Source organism: Streptosporangium sp. NPDC006013, from assembly GCF_040614275.1.
In the GTDB taxonomy this organism is placed as follows: Bacteria; Actinomycetota; Actinomycetes; order Streptosporangiales; family Streptosporangiaceae; genus Streptosporangium.
This window is the reverse complement of sequence record NZ_JBEXUE010000634.1, coordinates 1-4,876: the sequence shown is the minus strand read 5'-3', so window position 1 is coordinate 4,876 and position 4,876 is coordinate 1. Positions and strand designations below refer to the sequence as shown.

The window sequence follows — 4,876 nt, the reverse complement described above, 5'->3', positions numbered from 1 at the left end:
TGGTGCTGGAGCATGACCAGGACGGACTCCTCGGCGGAGACACGCAGCAGGGTCGCCCGGATCGGCAGGTCGGCACCGAGGTCGAAGACGTGCGACGAGCGGGCCGAGGCGCGCCGGAAGGCGGCGCCCACGCGCCGGGAGCGGGCCTCGGGGGAGACGCAGGAGCCGCGCGGGGCCGGTGACGGCGGCGAGGACCAGGCCACCGATCACCAGGCGTGCGGCGGCCATGGACACGGGATCGACTCCGGCGACGAGCAGGCCCGCGGTTCCCGCGGTCCCCCAGAGCACGGCGGCTCCGATCACGGCGAGTTTCATGGGGCGATTGTAGGCATATTGTCTGACAACCAGACAACACCATTCCAGCGAGCGGCGGGAGGACACGCCGCCGTCCCGTTTTCCAGCGGGCGCGCGCGGGTAGTTCGGCGAGGTGAGATGTCCGAGAAGCAGTGCGAACCAGCAGCTCAGGGCGTGTGGTCGACGGTGAGCCGGGACGACGGCCGCCGCGCGCCCCTCCCCTGCGACGGACGGGGATGATCGCGTTGCCCAGAGGAACGTTCCGCCAGGGGTCGGCGGCGGAGGTCGAGTCCATGCTCGGCACCGCGACGCCGCACCCGCTGAACGGCGCGAAGATCACCACTTCGGCCGAGGCGATGGACGCGATCGCCGAGGCCCTCGACCTGCCCGATCGTTTCGGGCACACCCTCGACTCGCTTTATGACGTGCTGACCGACCTGTCGTGGCTGCCGCCGGGCGAGCACCTGCTGCTCTGGTCGGAGCCGTCGACGCTTCGGAGCGAGGACCGCCAGACCTACGACGCCATCCGGACCGTCCTCACCGAGGCGGTCGCCGATGACACGCCCGGAGAGTCCTTCCTGTCCGTTCTCGTGCTGACCGACTGAGCCGTCGCCACGCAGTGCGCGCAGAAGGCACCGCCACGGCCCTCGGGACAGCTGCAGCGCCAGTCCAGCGTCTCATCGACGATCCGGAACTCGACGCACGCGGCGCCCTCGCCGACCTCGGCCGTCACCAACCGCGGGCTGAAACGGACCAACTGCACCGCCAGCGTGCCGCCCTGGGCCCGCGCCGACTGTCCCGCCCGCTCAGCCTCGGCTTTGACCAGCTCCGCAATCGTTCGCATTGAAGGCTCCCCTCCTACCTAAAGAGACGTATCTGAGGTATGGAAGGTTCCAAACCGATACAGCACGATAAATCATCTCACCATGACTCACATGCACATCTAGCACCAAGTGACCCTCATTGCTATGTTTGGCGACTGTTAACCACGCATCTCAGTAGTGCGAGGTATTATGGCTGGCCGAAAATACTCAATCAGGGTGAAAATTTTTACCTTACTTCTGGTACCAATTATATCCCTTGTAGTTATTTGGGCGTTTGCTGCCAGCCTGACGGTCCAGAGCGGCCAGGAACTCCTCAAGATCCGCGACGGCTACGCGTACGCGGTCCTGCCCGCCAGAAAGGTGACCACCGCGCTCCAGCACGAACGGCTGCTGTCGCTGTCCGTCCTGGGAGACGTCGACGTCTCGCGTGCGGAACTGGACGCCCAGCGCGTCCGTACGAACGCCGCGCGAGCCGAACTGGAGCGGCTGATCACCGAGGCCCGTTCCGACCTCGTCCCGGACACCTGGGAGCGGCTGAACCGGCTCCTTCGCACCATGGACCGGCTCACCCAGATCCGCAGCGGCGTCGACACCCGCACCGACACCCGGCTGCAGACGCTCGACGCCTACACCGGGATCATCGAGGCCGCCTTCGACGCCTACGAGAAGGTGCGGATATCCACCGACATCGAGTTGACCGACCAGGCGCGGGCCGTCGTCATGGTCGGGCGGAGCCGCGAGATCCTCAGCCAGCAGGCCGCCCTGATTTCCGGAGCCGTGGTCGAGGGGGCCATGAGCCCCTCGGAACGTGCCAGGTTCAGCGAGTTGGTCACCGGCCGCAGGCTCCTCTACTCCCTGGGCTTCGACCAGTTCGACGCCGAGTTCCAGGCCCTCTACACCCCCCTGCACGACTCCCCCGACTACTCCTCGTTCGAGGGGATCGAGAACGCCATCGCCACGTCGGCGGTCCCGGCCCCCGCCTGGGCCGAGGTCGCCACCCGTCTCTCCGACGGCTTCGACAGCCGCGCCGGAAAGGTCAGCGAACGCATCAGCGAGCGGTCCATGCCGCTCGCCACCGGCATCCTGATCCAGATCGGCCTCGCCGGCGGGCTGGGCCTGGTCGCGGTCGGGCTGTCCGTCTTCGTCTCGGTACGGTTCGGCCGGCGGCTGGGCGGCGAGCTCGTCGACCTCCAGCAGGCGGCCCTCGACCTGGCCGACAGGCGGCTGCCCGACGTGGTCCGGCGGCTGCGCCGGGGCGAGGACGTCTGCTCGGAGGCACCCGAGATCAACATCGGCAGCACCACCGAGGTCGCCAGGGTCGGCGAGGCGTTCTCCTCCGTGCAACGGACCGCCGTCGAGGCCGCCGTCGGTCAGGCCGAGATGCGCAAGGGCGTCAACAAGGTCTTCGTGAACCTGGCCAGGCGCAGCCAGTCCCTGCTGCACCGGCAGCTGGCCATGCTGGAGACCATGGAAGGGCGGGCCCGCGACCCGGAGACCCTTGAGGATCTGTTCGGCCTGGACCACCTGACCACCCGGATGCGCCGCCACTCCGAGGGCCTGATCATCCTGTCCGGCGCCGTCCCCGGACGGGGCTGGCGGACACCGGTCACGATCTACGACGTGGTCCGTGCCGCGGTCGAGGAGATCGAGGACTATCCGCGCGTGACGATCAGCGTTCCGCACGGCCCGTCCGTGATCGGCGCGGTCGTCACCGACGTGATCCACCTGGTCGCCGAGCTGGTCGAGAACGCCGCCATGTTCTCTCCCCCGCACACCTCGGTACGCGTGCACGGCGAGACGGTCGCCAAGGGCTACGCCATCGAGGTCGAGGATCGGGGGCTCGGCATCCCCGCCGAGGAGATGGCCCGGCTCAACGCGCGGCTGGCCGACCCGCCGGAGTTCGACCTGGCCGACAGCGACCGGCTCGGCCTGTTCGTCGTCGCGCAGCTCGCCATCCGGCACGGCATCCGCGTCTCCCTGCGCCCCTCCCCCTTCGGCGGTACCACGGCGATCGTGCTGCTCCCGGGCGAGCTGGTGGTCGAACCGCTCGATCCCCGGTTCACCTACTCGGTCGAGGTCGAAAGGCTGCCCTCCGGCAACGGCCTCCCCAAACGGGTGCGCCAGACCGTACCCGCCGAACGGGCCGCCTCCGGTGACCCCGCCGCGGAGACCACCCCGGAGAGCAGGGGAGCCGTCCCGAGCGGCGTGCTCGCGTCGTTCCGCGACGAACGGCGGCGCACCGGGCAGGAGGGTGGGCCCTGATGACCGAGCGCTGGCTCGACCGGGAGGCCGGTCCGATCGTCCGCCCCTACACGATGACCCGCGGCAGGACCAGGGCCGCGGGGGCTCATTTCGACCTGATGGCCGTGGTGGTGGCGGTCCGGGCCCCGCGCCGGGACCTGCCGCCCGAGCACATGTCGATCCTGAACGCCTGCCGCGCGCCGATCTCCGTCGCCGAGCTGGCCGGGGAGACCGGCCTGGCCGTCGGAGTGCTCCGGGTGCTCCTCGGCGACCTGCGCGACCACGACCTGATCACCGTACGGCTCCCCGCGGCTCCCTCCGCGATCCCCCGCGAGAACCTGCTCCGCGACCTCCTCGCCGGGCTCAAAGCCCTCTGAGCCCGCGTTACGCCGGTGCGCCGAGCAGCACCGCTCAGTCGGTGGCCAGGCGGGCGTGCCGCTCCACGTCATAGCGGACGCCCTGGTGACTCAGCTTGGCCCGCTCAACCCCCTCGGATCGGAATCCGGCCCTGGTGGCCACCGCGCAGGAGGCCGTGTTGCTGACCCGGTGTCCCAGCTCCAGGCGGAACAGCCCCCGTTCCCTGAACGCCCACTCGGCCATCTTCCTGGCGGCGGCCACGGCCACGCCCCGTCCCCTGGCACGCGGGATCGTCCAGTAGGACACCCAGCCGGTCTCGTGCGCGTCGATGTTGCTCACGGCGACGTTCCCCACGACCTCGCCGTTGGACACCACGGCGAACGCCCGCGCGTCATCGCGGAAGCCCCAGACCCCCATCCACTCCAGCGCCGCCTGGGCCGTGTCGATGGGCCTGGCCGCCTGCTCGGCCATGTCCGGGGAGCTGAACGCGTCGAGCACGACCCACATGTCGTCGGGTCGCCATCCACGCAACTCCACTTCAATCATGCCGTGCAGGGTAACCCCGGGACCGTCCCGCGAAAGCTGGGCACTCGGCAGCCATGAGTGACGATTCGGAGAGTCACGGACGGCCGGCGGGATCAGCTTTCACGGATCTCCCTGGCCAGCGCGGCGCTGCGGTGTTCCAGGTGCCGCAGCCCGAGGCGGCGGTGGATCTCCCGCGCTCGCTCGGCGTGCGCCAGGGCGTCCTCGGCGCGACCGGTCCTGTGGAGCAGCTGGGCGACCACATCATGGATCGTCCCCCAGGAGATGCATCCCGTTCCCAGCGTCACCAGCTGTCCGGCGATGGGTTCCAGCTCCTCCAGCAGCCCGTACGGATCGGGACGGCCGATCCTGGCCGCGACGAGACCCCACTGCCAGGTGACGAACTGCCACGCCCAGTCACGCTCGACGGCGACGCCCCACCGGTCGATCAGACGGTGGGCGAGCGCCTCGTCCCCCGCCTCGATCACCGCCAGTACGGCGGCGGGGCGCAGCAGGCTGTTGGAGTCGTCCTCGGCGGCCTCAAGCAGTTCCGGCAGCAGCACCCCGTGCCGGCCCTGTGCCCAGGACGAGAAGAAGGCGCAGAGGAGATGGATGTACTCCGGGCCCCAGAGGCTGAT

At 69.7% G+C, this 4,876-nt stretch carries 6 protein-coding genes; 3 read left to right on the top strand and 3 right to left on the bottom strand.

Translation table 11 applies throughout. The annotated features are described in order from the left end of the window. Nucleotides 1-203 (bottom strand): hypothetical protein (locus tag ABZ260_RS46645; RefSeq protein ID WP_355631188.1); only part of this gene is annotated, 203 nt, incomplete at its 3' end. A gap of 336 nt (nucleotides 204-539) precedes the next feature. Between ABZ260_RS46645 and ABZ260_RS46640 the strand changes: the two genes are divergently transcribed. The 3 genes from ABZ260_RS46640 (at nucleotide 540) to ABZ260_RS46630 (ending at nucleotide 3,736) form a co-directional block, all read left to right on the top strand. After that, the gene (locus ABZ260_RS46640; protein WP_355631185.1) at nucleotides 540-899 is read left to right on the top strand and encodes a barstar family protein; all 360 of its coding nucleotides are present in this window, start codon (nucleotides 540-542) and stop codon (nucleotides 897-899) included. Nucleotides 900-1,334: 435 nt separating this feature from the next. Further along, nucleotides 1,335-3,380: a nitrate- and nitrite sensing domain-containing protein gene (locus ABZ260_RS46635; protein ID WP_355631182.1), complete on the top strand. Its 2,046-nt coding sequence runs from the start codon at nucleotides 1,335-1,337 to the stop codon at nucleotides 3,378-3,380. After that, complete coding sequence (locus tag ABZ260_RS46630; protein ID WP_355631179.1) at nucleotides 3,380-3,736, top strand: DUF742 domain-containing protein; 357 nt, start codon at nucleotides 3,380-3,382, stop codon at nucleotides 3,734-3,736. Before ABZ260_RS46635 ends, ABZ260_RS46630 begins: the two co-directional genes overlap by 1 nt. A gap of 34 nt (nucleotides 3,737-3,770) precedes the next feature. On the opposite strand, the gene ABZ260_RS46625 is transcribed toward ABZ260_RS46630, so the two are convergent. Both ABZ260_RS46625 and ABZ260_RS46620 read right to left on the bottom strand, forming a co-directional pair. Continuing rightward, on the bottom strand, nucleotides 3,771-4,262 hold the full coding sequence (locus ABZ260_RS46625; protein ID WP_355631176.1) for a GNAT family protein: 492 nt from the start codon (nucleotides 4,260-4,262) through the stop codon (nucleotides 3,771-3,773). A 92-nt stretch (nucleotides 4,263-4,354) separates the two neighbouring features. Further along, on the bottom strand, nucleotides 4,355-4,876 hold a 522-nt coding region (locus tag ABZ260_RS46620), incomplete at its 5' end, for a hypothetical protein (protein ID WP_355631173.1).